The following is an 18,712-nucleotide window of genomic DNA, read 5'->3' as shown; positions in this document are numbered from 1 at the left end:
TCTTATCAATACAACAGATGTATATGAAGAGTGTTGAAAATGTGGAAAACTAAAGAAGAGAGGCAAAAGCCGCCTCCCTAAAAGAGGGTATATATAAGGGTAAATTTTCTTTATTGAAAGAATATATCTACCTTTGTGGAACAATAAAACAGAGCGGTGGATAGATTTGATTGCTTGCAACCACCTACAAAAAAATGCTAAAACATAGGCTTATCTTATAAGGTAAGATTTTATAGGTTCTATTTTGTAGGTCTGTCCCTGTGTAATGTTTTACAGAGACGGACTTATTTTTTTATACCATAACAACATCAAAAACAGATATAATATGAACTATTTATTTACATCGGAGTCTGTATCGGAAGGGCATCCCGATAAGGTGGCAGACCAAATATCGGATGCCATTTTGGATCACTTCTTATCGCAAGATTCTTCTTCCAAGGTAGCATGTGAGACACTCGTTACTACCGGACAGGTGGTAGTGGCAGGAGAGGTAAGCTCAGATGCTTATGTGGATGTTCAAGAAGTGGTGCGCGAAGTGATAGCAGATATAGGATACACGAAGAGCGAGTATAGATTTGAAAGCGAATCTTGCGGCGTACTCTCTGCCATACATGAACAGAGTTCGGATATTAACAGAGGCGTCGTAAGAGAGCAGGCAGAAGATCAGGGAGCAGGGGATCAGGGTATGATGTTTGGCTATGCAAGCAATGAGACCGCCATGTATATGCCTATCTCTCTTGAGTTTTCCCATGCACTTCTGAAAGAGCTTGCCCATATAAGAAAAGAGGAGCTGCATTTGATGCCTTACCTCAGACCGGACTCCAAAAGTCAGGTTACCGTAGAGTATGGTCAGGATAGAAAACCTGTTCGTATCCATACGATAGTGGTGAGTACACAGCACGATGAGTTTATACAACCGGAAGAGAATACTCCCGAAGCTCATCTTGAGGCAGACTTAAAGATGCAGAAGAAGATAGAGGAAGATGTCAGAAACATACTCATACCACGTACAAAGGCACTTTTCCCAGAGTCGGTACAAGAGTTGTTGGATGATAACTATATTCTTCATGTCAATCCTACGGGTAAGTTTGTCATAGGCGGTCCTCACGGAGATACCGGTCTTACCGGACGAAAGATAATAGTGGATACCTACGGCGGAAGGGCTTCTCACGGTGGTGGAGCATTTAGCGGTAAAGATCCGAGCAAGGTAGACCGCTCGGCTGCTTATGCTTGCAGACACATTGCTAAGAATCTTGTGGCAGCCGGTGTGGCGGATGAAGTGCTTGTTCAAGTATCTTACGCCATAGGAGTGGCGCGTCCTACAAGTATCTATGTCAATACTTATGGTAGAAGTAAAGTAAGTCTGTCGGATGTGGAGATCGCACAAAAGATAGAGAAGATATTCGATATGCGTCCTTATGCAATAGAGAATCGTCTTCAGCTTCGTCATCCTATATACAGCGAAACAGCAAGGTATGGACACATGGGACGTACACCTAAAAAGGTAATCAAACACTTCCATTCCAGATACAATGGCACCATCTCCAAAGAGGTAGAGCTGTTTACATGGGAGAAGTTGGACTATGTGGATAAGGTAAAAGCCGAGTTCGGTCTCTGATAAGTGCTTCTATTACTCTCGCATGGGTAGCAAAAACAGAGATTGTAAGACCAATGTTTCGCGACTTTTGGATAGCGGAAAAGTTTCCTATACGCTTCATACGTATGAAGTAGATGAAGAGAATCTTTCCGCTATTCATCTGGCAGAAACGCTGGGTATAGATCCCGGAAAGATTTATAAGACTATTGTACTGGAGACTTCGGAGAGGAGTTTTGTGGTGGCAATGGTTTCGGCAGGAAGCGAAATAGATTTGAAGAAAGTGGCTTCCGCTCATGGTGTGAAGTCTGTAAAGCCTCTTCCCATGAAAGATCTTCTTGCCGTTACAGGATATATACGCGGAGGTTGCTCTCCCATAGGTCTCAAAAAGGCTTTTCCAGTCTATATCGACTCGGATGTACTGCTTTGCGATACCATCCTTATCAGTGCCGGAAAACGCGGTGTACAGGTGGAACTTTCGCCCAAAGACCTTATCTCTTATGTGGGAGCCGTGGTTGCAGATATCTCTTAGGATTGAGAGAGAAGTTTTGAAATCAGTTCTATATCTATCGGCCTTGTTATCTTGATATTCTCGCTCTCTCCTTCCATAAGAAGGGGAGACTTTTTATAGTACCATTGAAACAGGGATGCGTCGTCTGTGAAAGGCAGATCGCTTTTGAGGGCTTCATCGTAAGCCCTTTTTATTTGATCCGACCGGAAGAGTTGTGGAGTCTGTACCTCTACAATGGTAGAACGGTCTACGGGCAGGGTTTCTCCCTTTTCGGAAATGATTTGTCTAAGGGAATTGGTGCTTTCCACTACCGGAATGACGCAGGCATTACTGTTTTGTTCTGATGTTGTGAAAAGCCTGTCCAGCAGTTTCGGAGATATATTGGGTCTTACACCATCATGTATCGCCACTATCGTATCTTCTTTTTGCGGAATGGATAGAAGTCCGGACATGACACTCTCCGTGCGTGTGGCTCCTCCATTGACCAAAGTAACGGGTATATCGAACCGGTATTTTTCGGTTAAAGAGAGAAAAGTATTTCGATGTGCTTCGGGTATGACCACCACTATATCAATAGCAGGATCGTAAGTGTGAAACGCTTTTATGGTATGAAAGATGACAGGTGAGCCGTTCACCTCCATAAACTGTTTTGGAAGAGTATTCTGCATCCGCTGTCCGGAACCTCCTGCCACTATTACCGCTATTCTCTTCTTCATACGCTCTTATTCATATAATATTTGGCTATTTCCCAGATACTCATTCCGGCGGCTACACTTACGTTGAGAGAGTGTTTCGTTCCGAACTGAGGTATCTCTATGGCTCCATCGCACATATTTACTATTTCCTGATCCACACCTTTCACTTCGTGTCCGATAACGAGGGCAAGCGGCTGCTCTTTCAACTCTTTCAGTTTTTTGCCTATCTCCTGAAGAGGGATGCTGTTTTGAGTCTGTTCGAGAGCAAGAAGGTGGTAACCCTGCTCTTTAAGGTGGGCGACAGCATCCGATGTAGACTCGAAGTAGTGCCACAGAACACTGTCTTCAGCTCCGAGTGCCGTCTTTCTTATATCCCGATGAGGGGGTGTGGCTGTGATACCACAGAGGTATAGAGCATCGACCAAAAAGGCATCGGCAGTGCGGAATACGGAACCGATATTGTTCATGCTTCTTACATTGTCCAGCACTATAACCAAGGGAATCTTCTTTTGCTGCTTGAACTCCTCCTGTGTCAGGCGGTTCATCTCTACGACGGATAGTTTAATATTGTCATTCATAACTCAAAGGAGTAAGTGCAGAGAGGTCTTCGCAAGCTCTTCTTACTACTTTTCCACTCTCTGTTTTGGGTAGGGAAGATACAAGCTGAAAGTATTTGGGTCTCTCTTTGGTTTCAAGTCTTTTGGCGATGTTACGGCTTAGAATATCAGGTGTTATCTCTCCTTCAAGTATGATGACAAGAGCTTCACCCCAGAGAGGATGCGGAACGGATGTCAGAAGAAAAGGAACAGGTATGACGGGAGAAAGCTTCTGTTCGAGCTCTTCCGGTTGAAGTTTGATGCCGGCACTGTTGATAACATTGTCGAGTCTTCCCAATATCCGAAAAGTACCATCCGGAAAAAGTACGCCTTTATCGTTCGTGACTATTGGAGTATCGCAAAGATGAGGAACATTTATCGTGATGGCATCATTTGCCGAGAGAGATATAGAGACATTTTTAAGAGGGGTAAACGAGAGAGAACGCCCTGTACCATTGATCCTTCGGATAGCTATATGAGAAAATGTCTCTGTCATTCCGTATGTGGCATAGATCCTGCTGGGGAGTTGCATGAGCTGCTCTTCAAGCTCGGAATAGATGCTTGCACCTCCTATGATAAGGGTTTTGATATTAGAAAGTCGCTCTTTCTCCAAACGGTTTTCCATACTTTTTTCTACCTGCAGAGGTACCATTGCCGCAAAATCGATATCGGGAAGAGCATCCATTGCAAGCGGATGCGCGGAGGCAGGGGAGAGAATAAGTTTGAGAGATCCCTCTATGGCTCTTACCACCATCATCTTGGCTGCTATGTAAGATAGAGACATGGCACAAAAAGCAGTAGAACCGGAAAATAGAGCAAATGTTTCCAGCGTGAGTCGTGCGCTTCGTCTCATCTTCTCTTTCTCCGCAAGAATTGTTTTGGGTGTACCGGTAGAACCCGAAGTGTGAAGAGCTATCAGAGGAGAAGGGCTATACCATTCGTCCAGAAAAGCATCCAGCTCCCCTTTCAGCTTTTTCTCTTCTTCCGAATTTCTGCATAGGACAGATATGTCGGCGGAAGCAGTGTCTCTGTCCGGCTTTATGTTCTCTGCGTCTGTTCCTCTCATTTTCCGGTTTATCATGAACGGTGATACCATATTTCCGCTCCTTTTCTATATATGGGAGTAGAGATATTGTTGGTAAAAAGCTCTCCTGTTCCCAAACCTTGCGGACGTTCCACGCCGTGAGAGGAAACCCAATGCGCTATGGCATTCAAACCGATGTTGGATTCCAATGCAGATGTTGCCCACCAAAGGATACCGATTCGTTCAGCCAACTCTATCCATTCGTCACACCCATAAAAAGAGCCATGGAGTGTGGGTTTAAGTATGATGTAGTGCGGACGAATGGTTTCCAAAAGAGATTGCTTCTCCTCTGTTTCGTAAACTCCTATCAGCTCTTCGTCCAAAGCAACAGGAATGGGAGTATCTCTGACAATCTTCGACATCTTCTCCGGCTCCCCTGCGGCTATGGGTTGCTCGATGGAGTGGATCTCGTATCGGGATAGAGTTTCCAATTTTCCGAGTGCTTCAGAAAAAGAGAAGGCGCCGTTAGCATCCAATCTTATCTCCAGATCTTCGGCTGAAAACCTGCTACGAATGCGATGAAGCAGGTCTATTTCGGAATCGAAAGCAATAGCTCCGATCTTTAGTTTAAGGCATCGAAAGCCATCATGAAGCTTCTCTTCTATTCTCCTTAGCATCTCATCATGAGATCCCATCCATATAAGACCATTGATGGGAATACCTTTTTCTCCTCTCGAAAATGGGGTGTCTGTATGCGCCAATCCTCCAGCCTTTATATGTCTGAGAGCTGTTTCTATACCAAACAGAATAGATGGATATTGTTTCCAACTTGGAGTGGGAGACCAGGAATCATTCTCGATTTGATGTAATAGATCGGATAGCTTACTGTGATACTCCTGTGAGAAGTCGGGGCTAAGATCTTCCAGTGGAGCACACTCTCCGATAATCTCCTTCCCTTGCGGTGTGTGTCTCTCTATGTAAAAGACACTTTTTGTGAGATATACCCCTCTGGAAGTTTTTGCCGGCTGTTTGAATATCAGCTTCTCCTTGCGGATGGTCAGCTCCATAATACAATGGAAAGATTACGGGAGTTTTGGAAACTTAGACCAGTCCGGCTTTCTCTTTTCTAAAAAGGCTGTTTTACCCTCTTGTGCCTCATCGGTAAGATAATAAAGCATTGTAGCATCTCCAGCCAACTCTTGAATACCTGCCTGACCATCCAACTCTGCATTCAGACCGGCTTTGATCATTCGCAATGCAAGCGGACTGAGAGACATCATCTCTTCGGACCATTTGACATACTCGTCTTCGAGCTGTTCCAGAGGTACAACGGTATTTACCAAGCCCATATCCAATGCTTCTTGTGCATTGTACTGACGGCATAAAAACCAAATCTCTCTGGCTTTCTTTTGTCCCACAACACGAGCAAGATAAGAAGATCCAAATCCGGCATCAAAACTACCTACTCTCGGTCCGGTCTGCCCGAATCTTGCATTTTCCGAAGCTATACTCAAGTCGCAAACGACATGAAGAACATGGCCTCCACCGATGGCAAATCCATTCACCGCAGCAATGACAGGTTTCGGAATGGAGCGAATCTGTTTTTGTACATCCAATACGCTTAGTCTTGGAACACCATCCTTTCCGATGTAGCCGCCACGACCTTTTACATTCTGATCTCCTCCGGCACAGAAAGCAACATCTCCTGCTCCGGTAATCACAACAACACAAATATCTGCTTCTTCCCTGCAAATACGGAGAGCATCACTCATCTCTGCCGTTGTCTGTGGAGTGAAAGCATTTCTGTATCGTTCCCGATTGATGGTAATTCGTGCAATTCCGTTGTAAAAATCGAAGAGAATCTCTTCGTATTGTTTAATCGTTCTCCATTCTCTATTGGTACTCATTATACTTTCTGTTTTATTTTGAATTGGTTTGTTTTAAGGGTAAAGGTACTTATTTTTCACTCCTTGTACCGATTAAGAAGCAAATCTTTTGCTGATTATTTGGTGGTTCGGAATTTCCTTTGTAATTTTGGATCACAAAAACAAGGTATTGACCCATGGTGTAATGGTAGCACTACAGGTTTTGGTTCTGTCTGTCGAGGTTCGAATCCTCGTGGGTCAACATAGAGGAGGCTTCTAATTTATGGTTAGATAGCCTCCTTTTCTTTTTATAAGGTCTATTTATTGCTAATTTTGTACAGTACTAAACAAAAATCATAGAGCTACTATGGATAAGCATAAAAATAGCAAGGAGCAAGATAAGCTTGATATCATCTATACCACAGAGGAACAAACAATGGATATTGGATTTGATGATGACGAACTTCCTGAAGTGGAAGGCATGACTCTCGTAGATGCTTACTACGTAGAGGATCACATGGTGGAGTATTATGTGGAGAAGAGAGAGCATTTTGCAAAAGAGATAGCTCGCGCCTACGTCAAGGCAGGGTATAACGCAGAACGCAGAGATGCCGGAAATGATGAGGGAGAAGCCGTGATGGCGATAGATCATACAGGAAAGGTTGTGGGAATGATCCTGCTGAATCCGTATGAAACCGATAACCTTATTGCTGCTGAGGCAGAAGGTAAACTTAACGAAGCGATTTTAGGATCTTTGAATAGCTGACCTGACCATGAAAAAAAGCAAAAACAACAGACTGAATAGCTTCGGCATGAGTCGTGGAATGAAGGTGTTGATCTTTATTTTTTCGGCTGTAACAATGCTTTCTTGTGCGAGTAAACTCGGCCCGGGAGGAGGTCCGTATGATGATGCTCCGCCTGTATTGCTGAAATCTGTACCGGCTTCGGGAGCACTCAATGTAAATACGAAGAAGTTTGTCTTCTATTTTGACGAGTACATCACAGTAAAAGATGCAAGCAAAAAGGTGATTATATCTCCTCCGCAGCAACAAAATCCTAAGATACAAGCCATAGGAAAGCGTGTGGAGGTGATATTGGAAGATTCTCTCATTTCCAATACGACCTATACTATCGACTTTACGAACTCGATAGAGGACAACAACGAGAGAAATGCTCTCGAAAATTTTTCCCACGCATTCAGTACCGGTAATGAGATAGATACAATGGAGATAGCCGGCGTGGTTCTCAATGCAAGAGATCTTGAGCCTGTGTCTGATGTTGTAGTCGGAATTCATGCCGAGTCCAGACGGGAAGCATTTAGAGATACCACTTTTCTAAGAATGTCGAGAACATCGGATCGGGCGCGATTTGTTATTCGTAACATGAAGTCCGGATCTTATAGTCTTTTTGCTCTTAAGGATAATGATAACAACTATCGCTATAATTCTCCTATGGAAGCAGTGGCTTTCTTCCCCGAAAGAGTTACTACAAGTTCCGAGCCTGCGGTAAGACAAGATACTATATTTAAGACAGTCAAGGGAAAACCTGTTGTAGACTCCACTTATCTTGTCGAGTACACAAGATACCTTCCTGATGATGTAGTATTGCGCTTTTTTCAATCGGACAAACAGCGAAACTATATCGTTAAACGAGAAAGACGAGACTCCGCTACGATAGAACTTGAATTTAATCTGCCTTTTTTAGAGGAAAAGGATATTCCTTCCATTAGAGCTTTAGGATTAGATAGTGCCGGTATGGATCCGAAGATTAAAATCTTTACGGACGCTGACCTTTACACGAAAAAGGCAACCTATCTGCTTACAGACTCTCTCCATTATTCGAGAGATACATTCATTGTGAATTACCCTTCGATAGACTCGTTGAATAATATTATTGTAGTATCGGATACGATAGCTCTTCGCACACCTCCTAAGAAGCAGGTTAAGGAGAAGAAAGAGGATTCCGATACTCCTAAGGACTCCACAGATATTGAAAAGCCTAAGCCAACCTGGACTTTGAGCATGGAGACAAAAGGAGATGGAGGTATTTCGGATTCAATCTTGATCTCTTCGACATATCCCGTTGATACGGAAATGCTCAGAAAGGCATTGAGGCTTGTTTATAAAAAAGATACGATAGAGGTAGATGCAAAGATAGATACACTGATGCCGATACCGGGACGCTCCAGACTATGGCTGCTCAAAGCACCATTAAGCTACAGGCAAAGCTATACACTCTATGCAGATAGTGCTTCTGTAAACGATATTTTGGGTCGTCCTTTGTTAGAACCACTCAAGAAGAGCTTCGAGACAAAGGTAAAGTCTGAGTTTTCTTCGCTCTTGGTACAAGTACTCGGATATGGACAGACACCGATGATAGGGGAACTTCTCAATGAAAGTGATAAAATTTTGGGTGTGGCATATTCCAATAAAAATTTGGGAGAAATAGTCTTTTCAGATCTTAAACCGGGGAATTATTATCTGCGTGTTATAATTGATCGTAACGGAAATGGAAGATGGGATCCGGGAGACTATGATAAGAACTTACAACCGGAGGAAGTCTTCTATCTGAATAAAAAGATGGAGCTTCTGAAAAACTGGACTGTCAAAGAGAACTTTGATCCTAAAAGCATACCTCTGGATAAGCAAAAACCATTAGAGCTTGTACGCAATAAACCTAAGGAGGTCGAGAAGAGGGATAAAAATAAGGAAAGGGAAGAGGAGATGAAGAGACGCCGTTCAGGAATGGGATCGTCCGGCGGTGGTTTTGATCTTGGAGGCGGTATGGGAGGACTCCGCCAGAGCTTCTAACTTCGATACATTGTTGCTATGGCTATCAAAAGAGTACTAAATATCTTTCTATGTGTCTTTTTGTCGGGAATATTGTTTGTTTCAATAGACTTTGCTCCCACAATAAAGGCAGAAACGGCTGTGCCTTCTGATAGCGTAAGTAAAGCTAAATACCAATGGACAAGAGCGTTACCATTGAGTATATTTGCTATCTCCACTCCAAGTTTGGATCAGACGGTTTATGATTGGAGATCGACTCACTTCGGATCATTCAGGACCTATGTGGACGACTATTCAAGTCTTATTCCCGTAGCAGCTTCTTGGGGTTTATACTTTGGAGGAGTAAAGCCGAAGTACAGTAACAGTGCCGGAGAGATGTTTTTGCTTCAAGGAAGTGCTATCTTACTTTCAACAGCAATAACTCATGCAGGAAAAAGAGGATTTGGCAGAATGAGACCGGATCAAAACAACCATAAATCGTTTCCATCAGGTCATACCTCTTTCTCTTTTGTCTGTGCGACTCTTTTGGTGGAAGAGTATGGGGAGCGTTATCCTTGGTTGGCTGCGTTCTCCTACACATCTGCATCTCTCACAGCTACTGCCAGAATCCTTAATAACAGGCATTGGGTTAGCGATCTTGCAGGAGGTGCTGTAGTGGGTATATTATCTGCCAAACTGACCTATGCTTTAGCGTCTGTTTTAACCGGAAAACCCTATAATCTTTATTCATATCGCGATGAGCCTTTGAAAGGATATGGTATCTCTTTTCGTAGGGGATGGACTCTCTTTTCGGAGAACATATTCAACCATTTTGGAGCTATGGTTAGGGTTCCATTTTATAAAGAGTGGGGAGCTGTGGCTCAAGTAGCATGGAGTGAAATGGGATCTGAAAAGTCTGATTTTTCTCGTTCCATAGGAGGGGGAGTCAGTTATAGAAGAGAGCTTCCCTTGAATGGTTTTTTCTTTGATGGGGGCCTTTCTTTGAATCACTATTCTCGCTTTGGTGAGTCTCGTGATGGTTGGAATCTTCGTCCGGAGTTAGGTTTGATCTTTAGAACAGGTAATGTCTCGCTGCTAAAAGGATATACCGCATTTTCTTCCGCACCTTGGAAGAATAACCAATCGGGTACTTGGGAGTTTGGAATGGCTGTGGAATGGGGTTGGTAAAGCTTTCTTGTAAGAGTAAACGGATTAAAGATATTATATATGTCAACAAAAGTGGCAGAGACTCCGATGATGTCTCAGTACAATAAGATAAAAAGAGAACATCCCGATGCTATATTACTGTTTAGGGTTGGGGACTTTTATGAGACTTTTTGTGAAGACGCCATAACGGTTTCATCTCTGCTCGGCATAACATTGACGAAGCGTGCTAATGGCTCTGCCAGCCATATAGAACTTGCCGGTTTTCCACATCATGCGTTGGATACTTATCTGCCTAAATTGGTAGGATTTGGGAAAAGGGTAGCAATCTGTGATCAGATAGAAGATCCCAAGACCACCAAAAAGTTGGTTAGAAGAGCTGTTACAGAGCTTGTTACGCCGGGACTTACTATGAATGACACGGTGCTTCATGCCAAACAAAACAACTTCTTGGCATCTGTTGTATTCGGAAGTGGAAAGATAGGACTGGCATTCTTGGATCTGTCCACAGGGGAGTTTCTAACAGCTGAGACATATCCTCAGGATGCCGACAAACTGTTGGCAAACTTTGCTCCTAAAGAAGTGCTTCTGCAAAGAGGATTGGAGCGTATGTTCAGGGAGGAGTTTGGAGATAAACTGAATCTCTATCCGCTTGAAGACTTTATCTATACTGAGATGTATGGACGAGACAAGATTTCGGAAGTCTTTGGCGTAAAGAATCTTAAGGGTTTTGGAATAGAGGAAAACAAGCTTTCGATCATGGCGTGTGGTGCCATTCTTTATTATCTGCATGCCACTTGTCATGTTGAATTAGGACATATTACTTCCATTAGAAAAATGGAAGAAGACAGATATGTCCGATTGGATAAGTTTACACTCCGAAATCTTGAAATCTTGAAGCCGATGAGTGAAGATGGAGTAGCTCTTGTGGATGTCCTGGACAGAACTTTAACGCCTATGGGTGGGCGTCTCTTAAAGCGATGGATGATATTTCCTCTTCTTGATGTCAAAGAGATTGAGTTTAGGCAAAATGCCGTAGAAGTCTTCATGAAGCAGAGTGAAGTTACAGGAAAGCTCAGAACTCACATGGCTAAGATTGGAGACTTGGAGAGACTGGTCTCCAAGATAGCTGTTGGGAGGATCAATCCTCGTGAGCTGTTGCAGCTGGCGGAAGCAGTGGGAGAGTTCAATCCAATCAGAACCATCCTAAAATCTTTGGGGTGTGATACCACGACTCACTTGGCTGAAATGATGACAGACTCTTCCGAAGTGCGTCAAGCCATTGTACAAACGATAGATCCGGAAGCCCCGGCTCTTATGAACAGAGGTGGTCGTGTGATACGCGAGGGAGTACATCCGGAGCTTGATGAGCTACGCCGTATTGCCGGAGGAGGAAAAGAGTATCTTATCGAAATCCGAAATAGAGAAGCAGAGCGTACAGGCATTCCAAGCCTGAAGATCGCATTCAACAATGTTTTTGGCTACTACATAGAAGTGCGTAATACGCACAAAGAGAGAGTACCGGAAGATTGGATCAGAAAGCAGACTCTTGTGAATGCCGAGAGATATATCACTCAAGAGCTTAAAGAGTATGAACAGAAGATTTTAGGAGCAGAGGAGAAGATTGCCATCTTGGAAACAGAGATCTTCACTCGTCTTATATCAAATCTCTCACAGCATATCAAAGAGATACAGAATAATGCAGTAAGAATATCGGAAGTGGATGTGCTTCAGTCTTTTGCGGATGTCTCTACTGCTTATCAATATGCGAAACCGGAGGTTAATAATGGACAGGTTATTGAAATAAAAGATGGACGCCACCCCGTCATAGAGCGTCTTCTTCCGACCGGAGAGGCATACATTGCAAATGATCTCTACTTAGACGATAAAAATCAGCAGATCATCATTGTTACGGGACCTAATATGTCCGGTAAGAGTGCTCTGCTACGTCAGACCGCTATCATCTGTCTTATGGCTCAGATGGGTAGCTTCATTCCTGCAAGATCTGCATCTATTGGTCTGGTAGACAGAATCTTTACAAGAGTAGGAGCCAGTGATAATATCTCCAGAGGGGAGTCTACTTTTATGGTTGAAATGACTGAATCGGCGGCGATTTTGAACAGTTTGACCAATAGAAGTCTTGTTTTGATAGATGAGCTGGGAAGAGGAACTTCCACCTACGATGGTATCTCTATTGCAAGAGCTATTGTAGAGTATATACATGAATACCCTCACGGCAAAGCAAAAACACTTTTTGCAACGCATTATCACGAGCTGAATGAGCTGGAAGCGGAATACGACAGGATAAAGAACTTCAATGTTTCTGTCAAGGAGGTTGATGGAAAAGTGATTTTTCTCAGAAAACTTCAGCCGGGAGGAAGTGAACATAGTTTTGGTATCAATGTTGCCAAGCTTGCAGGTCTTCCATCGACAATTGTAGAAAGAGCGGGAGACATTCTTCATCAGTTAGAGAAGGGCGATAGAGGAGCTGTCTCATCTTTTAATCATAGCGGCTCGAGTAGAGAGGTTGTAGGAAACGCACCCTATCAAATCAGCTTTTTCCAATTGGATGATCCTGTACTCGGTCAGGTACGAAAAGAAATCATAGGAGTAGATATCAACCATCTTACACCTATCGAAGCATTGAACAAGTTAAGTGAAATAAAAAAAGTAATTACAGGTAAGAACGAATGAAGTTTAGATATGATATAATAGTCGTAGGAGCGGGGCACGCAGGCTGTGAAGCTGCACGAGCTTCGGCGGTAATGGGCTGCTCTGTTTTGCTCATTACGATGGATATGGGTAAGATTGCCCAAATGAGTTGCAATCCGGCTATTGGCGGCATTGCAAAAGGGCAGATTGTTCGCGAGATAGATGCTTTAGGCGGTGCTACGGCGATTGTTACGGATGCCACATCCATTCAGTTTCGGATGCTCAATAGAAGCAAAGGACCTGCCATGTGGAGTCCGAGAGCACAGAGCGACAGACAGCAGTTTTCTATGGCTTGGAGACGCATTTTGGAGAATACGGAGAATCTCTATATGTGGCAGGATACCGTAACTCGCTTGCTCTTTTCAGAGGAAGATGGTAGAGTGGAAGGTGTGGAAACCGCTCAGAAGATCTCTTTTTATGCTTCTAAGGTAATACTCACTAATGGCACGTTCTTAAATGGACTTATGCATGTTGGATCTCATCAATGGAAAGGAGGGCGTATTTCGGAACCGGCATCTTACGGCATCACCGAGCAGCTTATCTCAAAAGGGTTTCGTACGGATAGGATGAAGACCGGAACGCCTGCACGGGTAGATGCAAGGAGTATTCGCTTCGACCTCTGTGAGGCTCAGTATGGAGACGAAGATTTTCACCGCTTTTCTTTCTTGCCCGACTCTCGTTTGAAGAATCATCTCAAGCAGCGTCCTTGCCATATCACTTACACGAATGAGGCAAGTCATACGGAGTTGAGAAATCACTTGGAAGACTCCCCGCTCTACAACGGACAGATTGTAAGTATCGGGCCTCGCTACTGTCCAAGCATCGAGACCAAGATTGTAACTTTTGCGGACAAGAGTCAGCACCAGCTCTTTTTGGAGCCGGAGGGTGAAGATACCACAGAATACTACATCAATGGGTTCTCGTCATCTCTTCCTTTTCAGGTGCAGCTTGATGCTTTGAAAAAGATTCCTGCATTGGAGCAGGTACATCTTTTAAGACCGGGATATGCCATAGAGTATGATTTCTTTGATCCTACCCAGCTCTATCATACTTTGGAGACAAAACTGATTCCTGGTCTCTATTTTGCCGGTCAGATCAATGGTACTACGGGTTATGAAGAGGCCGCCGGTCAAGGAATTGTCGCCGGAATAAATGCCGCACTGAAAATAAAGAACCTGCCGGAGTTTACACTTGGCAGAGATGAAGCATACATTGGAGTGCTCATAGATGATCTTGTTACAAAAGGGGTGGATGAACCCTATCGGATGTTTACCAGTAGGGCAGAGTATCGCATATTGTTGAGACAAGACAATGCAGACCAGCGACTCACTCCCAGAGGTAGAGAGATCGGATTGGTAGAAGATGAAAGATGGCACGCCTATGAAGCCAAAATGGAATGGATTGGCAGAGTGGATGCTTGCTTGCGCTCTTTGGGTGTTCGTCCTTCTGAGGTAAACGAGCAGCTTCAAGCCTATAACACTACACCTCTAAAGCAGGGTTGTAAGGCGATGGATCTGCTCCTTCGTCCCAATATCCATATTGAACATATGGTTGCAATGCTCCCGGAACTTGCAGAAATCTCTGCTTCTGTCCCTTCGGAATTAAGAGATGAGGTTCTTGAAGCGGTGGAGATTGAGGCAAAATATTCGGGTTATATATTGCGCGAAAAAGAGTTGGCGGATAGAGCAAAGCGTTTGGAGCATATTACGCTTAAAGGTCGTTTCAATTATATGGAAATCTCTTCGCTCTCTACGGAAGCTCGTCAAAAACTTTCTGCCATAGATCCGGAGAATATAGGTCAGGCATCTCGTATTCCGGGTATTTCTCCAAGCGATATAAATATTCTTCTTGTTCTTTGTGGCCGAGTCTGAAAACAAGAAATGTTTCACGTGAAACATAAATAGAGATAATGCTGATACCTAAAAAGGACATTCTTGAGACATTGAGCAGCATTCCGGAGCTCCCGGGGTGTTATCGTTATTTGGACAAAAATGAGGATGTCATTTACATAGGTAAGGCAAAGTCGTTGCGCAGAAGGATCGCTTCTTATTTCCAAAAGGAGCATTCGGATGCCAAGACACGTGCTCTGGTAAACACCTTGCAGTGGTTGGAATATTTTGTTGTCGATACGGAGCATGACGCTCTTTTGTTGGAGTATAATCTCATCAAAGAGTATCGTCCTCGCTACAACATCATGCTCAAGAATGGCAACTTTTATCCTTACATCTGCCTCAAGAGAGAGCCTTTCCCAAGAGTTTTTATCACTCACAAGCCGGTTCGTGATGGCTCGGAATATTTTGGCCCATATCCGGCAGGCAAGATGGCGCACACTCTCGTCGGTGTCATTAAGAAAGTCTTTCTTCCTCGCACTTGCAGTCTGAATCTTACACAAGAGAATATTGCGTTGGGACGATTCCGAGTCTGCCTCAACTATCATATTCATCGCTGCCTTGCTCCTTGCGTTGGCAAGCAGAGCGAAGCAGATTACGATGAGAATATCCGTCAGATCAGAGAGGTTTTGAAAGGCAATATCTCGTCCGTAAAGCAAGAACTGTCTGATAGGATGATGCTGTACGCCTCGGAGTTGAAGTTTGAAGAGGCACAAGCCATAAAGCATTCCATCTCCATTTTAGAGAGTTATCAAGCCGCTTCTGCTGTTATTTCCCACAGTGTGGGCGATGCTTTGGTCTGCTCTTTCTCCGAAGATCTCGGTTCCATCTACCTCAACTATCTGGAGGTGAGGAGTGGCAATATCGTTTCCGGAGAGACGTTGGAGTACAAGAAGAGCCTGTCTGAAGAGCCGGAGGAGTGGCTTTCCACTCTTGTTCAAGAGAGTCTGAATGCTTTGAGACCAGGTATTAAAGAGCTTATTCTTCCTCTTCCCATTGCTTACGTGCCGGAGGGTATTACCGTTACCATTCCTCAAAGAGGCGATAAAAAAAGACTCTTGGAACTTTCGCAGAAGAATGTGGAGCAGTACAAGACCGATAGAGACCGTCAAGCCGAAAAGCTCAACCCCGAACAGCGCAATATGCAGCTCCTTCAAGAGTTGCAGAACACTCTCGGACTGCCGGGGCTTCCATACCACATGGAGTGCTTTGACAACTCCAATATCCAGGGTTCTTCTCCCGTTGCAGCCTGCGTTGCTTTTATTGGAGGCAGGCCGGCAAAAGAGTTGTACAGGCACTATCACATACGATCCGTGCAGGGGCAGGACGACTATGCCTCCATGGCAGAGGCGGTGCAGAGACGCTATACCGCCTTTATCGAAGAGGATAGAGAGCTGCCGGATCTCATTATTGCCGATGGGGGTAAAGGGCACATGGAGACCATCAGAAAGACATTGGAGGATATGGGGCTGGCTATTCCCATTCTCGGGCTTGCTAAAGACCGGAAGCACAAGACCGCAAATATCCTCTACGGAAATCCTCCTGAGGTTGTCGGCATCATGCAGCGTTCGCCGGTGTTTCTGCTTTTGGAGCGTGTGCAGAACGAAGTCCATCGCTTTGCCATCAAGTTTCACCGGGAAGTTCGTAGCAAGTCGCAGACACATTCGGAGCTGGACACCATCCACGGCATAGGATCTGCCTCCAAAGCGAAGCTCTTGAAGCATTTCAAGAGTGTCAAGAAGATCCGTGAGGCGTCGCTTGAAGACATAGAGATTATTTTGGGCAGAGCCAAGGCGAGGCTCGTCCATGAATATTTCCATACAAAAAGTAATGAGTAAATTTGGGCTATGAAAGTAGTGGTACAGAGAGTCCGGTCTTCCCGGCTCACCGTTGACGACAAAGAGATCTCCCGAATAGGGGAGGGACTGCTTATCCTTATCGGCATCGCTTCTGATGATGGCGACAAAGACATCGACTATATCGTCCGCAAGTGTGTCCGTCTTCGCATCTTTGATGATGCGGATGGAGTGATGAACAGAAGCGTGCTCGATGTCGGTGGGGAGGTGATGCTTGTCTCGCAGTTTACCCTCATGGCATCCACGCAGAAGGGCAACCGTCCTTCCTACATACACGCTGCTCCCGGAGAGATCTCCGAGCCTTTGTACGAGAAAGCCGTGCAGGCATTCGAACAGGCGTTGGAAAAGCCGGTGGCACGCGGCGTATTCGGAGCGGATATGCAGATTACACTGACCAACAACGGACCTGTTACCATCATTATCGACTCAAAAAACGCATAAGACATGAAGCAGGAGCTTACCCTTTCCGAGCTGCAAGAGCAGGTTGATGGCTGGATCAGGCGTTACGGCGTGCGCTATTTCGATCCTCTCACCAACATGGCTGTTCTCACCGAAGAGGTGGGCGAAGTGGCACGCATCATGGCTCGTTTGTACGGGGAGCAGCAGGCAAAGGAGGGAGAGAAGCTCGATCTGGAAGACGAGCTGGCGGATCTTCTTTGGGTCGTTGCCTGCATTGCGAACCAGACCGGCTGCGATCTTACCGCCGCCATCCGAAAGAACTTCCTCAAGAAGACCGAAAGAGACAAAACAAGACACATCAATAATCCTAAACTCAACAATCAACATGAACAGCAGTAACAGATATACGGACGCGTTTGCAAAGTTTCGTCCGGCGCTGACAGAAGAAGAGACAACACTTGAAGTCGAAAAGATCCTCTCCAAGTATGGCAATACGCTCCACACCGTGGACAACATCAAGTTTCTCCACAGCGTGGTAGACCTCACCTCGCTATCCGCAACGGATCATGACGTGCAGATCATGCAGTTTGTCGAGCAGGTCAATGCCCTCGACAGCAACAGACCCGACATCCCTCACGTCGCAGCCATCTGCGTCTATCCCAACTTCGTCTCCACCGTCAAGAACGCCCTTTCCACCCGGGGCGTCAATATCGCAGCCGTCTCCGGGGGCTTCCCATCCTCCCAGACTTTTCCGGAGGTAAAAGTGGTCGAGACCGGTCTTGCCGTCGAAGATGGAGCCGATGAGATAGACATCGTACTGCACGTCGGCAACTTCCTTTCCGAAAACTACGAAGAAGTCGCAGACGAAATCTTGGAGCTGAGAGAGGTAACGAAGGGCAGGCACCTCAAGGTGATCTTGGAGACCGGGGCGTTGAAGAGCACCGAAAACATACGCAGGGCTTCCATCCTATCCCTCTTCTGCGATGCCGACTTCATCAAGACCTCCACCGGCAAAGAGTATCCCGGCGCAACCCTCAACGCGGCCTACACCATGGCGACCGTCTTGAAGCAGTATGCCGAGCTCTTCGGAGAAAAGCGCGGACTCAAAGTATCCGGAGGAGTGCGCACCACAGAGGATGCCCTCCGCTACCTTGCCATTGTCAAAGAAGTGCTTGGGGACGAATGGCTTACCCCCGACCTTTTCCGCATAGGTGCGAGCAGCCTTGTGGCAGACTTGCAGAAAGAGATCGGAGAATAACGCAGGGGACCTTCCCAGCATCCCAATCGGAGCCATCCCGGAAAGAGCAAAATCTTTCCGGGATGGCTTCTTTATAGCCCCCATCTGCCCCCCCGCCATGCCACATTCTATATTTAGATTGTTCTGTATGTCGCTGAAAATCAATCTGTTCATTTTGTTTCTTCTCCTCCCGAAGGCACTAAAAATTTCGGGCAAAAGCCACATAGGCGGATCCGATTCCGAAAGAGGTAAAATTTCTGTCCGCATGAAAATCCTTTTTTATTCGCACAAAAATCCCCTCCCATTCGCACAAAAATCTCCTCCTCTTCGTACGAAAATCTCCTCCCATTCGCACGAAAATATATTTTTGTGCGCAGACAAAAATATGTCCGCAAGCATAAA

The 18,712-nt window shown here is 45.1% G+C and carries 16 protein-coding genes and 1 tRNA gene; 12 read left to right on the top strand and 5 right to left on the bottom strand.

The window, feature by feature from the left end:
- Nucleotides 1-325: 325 nt before the first annotated feature.
- Together metK and ybaK are read left to right on the top strand one after the other, a co-directional pair.
- Nucleotides 326-1,618 (top strand): methionine adenosyltransferase, encoded by a 1,293-nt coding sequence (gene metK, locus JT26_RS09665; RefSeq protein ID WP_036849312.1) that lies wholly within the window; start codon nucleotides 326-328, stop codon nucleotides 1,616-1,618.
- A 22-nt stretch (nucleotides 1,619-1,640) separates the two neighbouring features.
- Nucleotides 1,641-2,126, top strand: coding sequence for a Cys-tRNA(Pro) deacylase (gene ybaK / locus JT26_RS09660; RefSeq protein WP_036849310.1), 486 nt, complete (start codon nucleotides 1,641-1,643; stop codon nucleotides 2,124-2,126).
- Here the strand turns inward: ybaK and ispD are convergent.
- Genes ispD through menB form a run of 5 tightly spaced genes read right to left on the bottom strand, consistent with a single transcriptional unit; the run spans nucleotide 2,123 to nucleotide 6,327 of the window.
- Nucleotides 2,123-2,821: a 2-C-methyl-D-erythritol 4-phosphate cytidylyltransferase gene (gene ispD / locus JT26_RS09655; protein WP_036849308.1), complete on the bottom strand. Its 699-nt coding sequence runs from the start codon at nucleotides 2,819-2,821 to the stop codon at nucleotides 2,123-2,125. The two genes, ybaK and ispD, sit on opposite strands and share 4 nt — an antisense overlap.
- On the bottom strand, nucleotides 2,818-3,378 hold the full coding sequence (locus JT26_RS09650; RefSeq protein ID WP_036849306.1) for an RNA methyltransferase: 561 nt from the start codon (nucleotides 3,376-3,378) through the stop codon (nucleotides 2,818-2,820). The genes ispD and JT26_RS09650 overlap by 4 nt, the downstream gene beginning before the upstream one ends.
- A complete protein-coding gene (locus JT26_RS09645; protein WP_081966443.1) occupies nucleotides 3,371-4,492 on the bottom strand; it encodes an AMP-binding protein in 1,122 nt (373 codons plus the stop codon). The genes JT26_RS09650 and JT26_RS09645 overlap by 8 nt, the downstream gene beginning before the upstream one ends.
- Complete coding sequence (locus tag JT26_RS09640) at nucleotides 4,474-5,487, bottom strand: o-succinylbenzoate synthase (protein ID WP_036849304.1); 1,014 nt, start codon at nucleotides 5,485-5,487, stop codon at nucleotides 4,474-4,476. Before JT26_RS09640 ends, JT26_RS09645 begins: the two co-directional genes overlap by 19 nt.
- 15 nt (nucleotides 5,488-5,502) lie before the next feature.
- Complete coding sequence (gene menB / locus JT26_RS09635) at nucleotides 5,503-6,327, bottom strand: 1,4-dihydroxy-2-naphthoyl-CoA synthase (RefSeq protein ID WP_036849302.1); 825 nt, start codon at nucleotides 6,325-6,327, stop codon at nucleotides 5,503-5,505.
- Between the two features lie 149 nt (nucleotides 6,328-6,476).
- Here menB and JT26_RS09630 point away from each other — a divergent pair.
- From JT26_RS09630 to deoC, 10 genes are all read left to right on the top strand, one after another.
- Nucleotides 6,477-6,547 (top strand) — tRNA-Gln (locus tag JT26_RS09630).
- 105 nt (nucleotides 6,548-6,652) lie between these two features.
- A complete protein-coding gene (locus tag JT26_RS10300) occupies nucleotides 6,653-7,051 on the top strand; it encodes a hypothetical protein (RefSeq protein ID WP_052090059.1) in 399 nt (132 codons plus the stop codon).
- Nucleotides 7,052-7,058: 7 nt separating this feature from the next.
- Nucleotides 7,059-9,095 carry an Ig-like domain-containing protein gene (locus tag JT26_RS09620; protein ID WP_081966442.1) on the top strand — a complete coding sequence of 679 codons (2,037 nt, stop codon included), beginning with the start codon at nucleotides 7,059-7,061 and terminating at the stop codon, nucleotides 9,093-9,095.
- Nucleotides 9,096-9,113: 18 nt separating this feature from the next.
- Nucleotides 9,114-10,241: a phosphatase PAP2 family protein gene (locus JT26_RS10295; protein WP_052110509.1), complete on the top strand. Its 1,128-nt coding sequence runs from the start codon at nucleotides 9,114-9,116 to the stop codon at nucleotides 10,239-10,241.
- 39 nt (nucleotides 10,242-10,280) lie between these two features.
- Nucleotides 10,281-12,911, top strand: a complete 2,631-nt coding sequence (mutS, locus tag JT26_RS09610; RefSeq protein ID WP_036849298.1) for a DNA mismatch repair protein MutS — start codon at nucleotides 10,281-10,283, stop codon at nucleotides 12,909-12,911.
- Nucleotides 12,908-14,800: a tRNA uridine-5-carboxymethylaminomethyl(34) synthesis enzyme MnmG gene (gene mnmG, locus JT26_RS09605; protein ID WP_036849296.1), complete on the top strand. Its 1,893-nt coding sequence runs from the start codon at nucleotides 12,908-12,910 to the stop codon at nucleotides 14,798-14,800. Before mutS ends, mnmG begins: the two co-directional genes overlap by 4 nt.
- Before the next feature lie 38 nt (nucleotides 14,801-14,838).
- The gene (gene uvrC / locus JT26_RS09600; RefSeq protein WP_036849294.1) at nucleotides 14,839-16,656 is read left to right on the top strand and encodes an excinuclease ABC subunit UvrC; all 1,818 of its coding nucleotides are present in this window, start codon (nucleotides 14,839-14,841) and stop codon (nucleotides 16,654-16,656) included.
- A 9-nt stretch (nucleotides 16,657-16,665) separates the two neighbouring features.
- Nucleotides 16,666-17,115 carry a D-aminoacyl-tRNA deacylase gene (dtd, locus tag JT26_RS10720; RefSeq protein WP_036849292.1) on the top strand — a complete coding sequence of 150 codons (450 nt, stop codon included), beginning with the start codon at nucleotides 16,666-16,668 and terminating at the stop codon, nucleotides 17,113-17,115.
- 3 nt (nucleotides 17,116-17,118) lie between these two features.
- A complete protein-coding gene (locus JT26_RS10715; RefSeq protein ID WP_036849290.1) occupies nucleotides 17,119-17,472 on the top strand; it encodes a nucleotide pyrophosphohydrolase in 354 nt (117 codons plus the stop codon).
- On the top strand, nucleotides 17,459-18,331 hold the full coding sequence (deoC, locus tag JT26_RS09585; protein WP_036790840.1) for a deoxyribose-phosphate aldolase: 873 nt from the start codon (nucleotides 17,459-17,461) through the stop codon (nucleotides 18,329-18,331). The genes JT26_RS10715 and deoC overlap by 14 nt, the downstream gene beginning before the upstream one ends.
- Nucleotides 18,332-18,712 lie beyond the last annotated feature (381 nt).

Origin of the sequence: Porphyromonas sp. COT-108 OH1349, assembly GCF_000768755.1 — a bacterium.
In the GTDB taxonomy this organism is placed as follows: Bacteria; Bacteroidota; Bacteroidia; order Bacteroidales; family Porphyromonadaceae; genus Porphyromonas_A; species Porphyromonas_A canoris.
This window is presented reverse-complemented; position numbering and strand designations above follow the sequence as displayed.